This window comes from Caballeronia ptereochthonis (assembly GCF_001545075.1).
Lineage (GTDB): Bacteria > Pseudomonadota > Gammaproteobacteria > Burkholderiales > Burkholderiaceae > Caballeronia > Caballeronia ptereochthonis.
Window position 1 is genome coordinate 1 of the sequence record NZ_FCOB02000110.1, and the last position, 859, is coordinate 859.

2 pseudogenes are annotated in these 859 nt (G+C 60.8%); one reads left to right on the forward strand and one right to left on the reverse strand.

Annotated elements, in window-relative coordinates:
- A pseudogene (locus AWB83_RS35680) lies at positions 1-269 on the reverse strand (ESPR-type extended signal peptide-containing protein); the annotation flags it as partial.
- Between the two features lie 254 nt (positions 270-523).
- Between AWB83_RS35680 and AWB83_RS35685 the strand changes: the two are divergent.
- A pseudogene (locus AWB83_RS35685) lies at positions 524-751 on the forward strand (transposase); the annotation flags it as partial.
- Between the last annotated feature and the right edge of the window lie 108 nt (positions 752-859).

Here is an 859-nt window from a genome sequence, read left to right on the forward strand (position 1 = left end):
CCCGCGCCCGAGGGCCTCGCGATATTCACCTGATCGAGGCCGTTTTGTGTCTGCACAACGTGCGCGCCGGACCCGGGTGACGCAACAATCTGCGCGAACGCGGGCGTGCTGCTGCCGATGATGACGACGCCGACCGCGCCGGCGCACAGCATCGCGAGGAGCAGCGGCCGCAACGCCAGCTCATGCGCGGCGGATCGGCCGCCCGCTGCCAGGCGTACCCGGTGTCCGTTGCCGTGCGCACTCGCGTAATCGGCGACGGCGACGAACATCGAGCGCACGCGACGAAAGACGAGTTTGTAAATGCCAGCGTTCATATTATTTTGGTTTGTCGGGCGAGTGATTCGAGAAGGCGCTAACCACGTAGCGCAGCAAACGCTAAATTGTCAGCGTTCCTAAGCTGCATCCATAGGCCGAAAACTCCGAAAACTGATCGCGAGAGGAAAAAAACGCCTCGCGATTGCGAGGCGTCAGACTGCTGACAAAGCCCTGGCTGCGCCCAGGGCTTTGTTCTTTAATAGAGGTCATGCTTAAGAAGCCGACACGCGCCCAACAAGAACTCGAGATGGTGACGCTCGAGATGCTTGTGCCGAAGGACCATCTGCTGCGCAAGATCGACGCGGCGGTGGATTTCGAATTCATCCGCGAGAAGGTGGCGCATCTTTACTGCGCGGACAACGGCCGACCGGCGCTCGATCCGGTGGTGCTGTTCAAGCTGCTGTTCATCGGCTACCTGTTCGGGGTGCGCAGTGACGATCATCACCGATACCCACGTGACGCCGGCCTCGGTGCATGACAGTCAGCCGTATCTGGCGCGATTAGACCGTCAACGCAAACGCTTCGGGTTCCAGGTGCAGGCAGT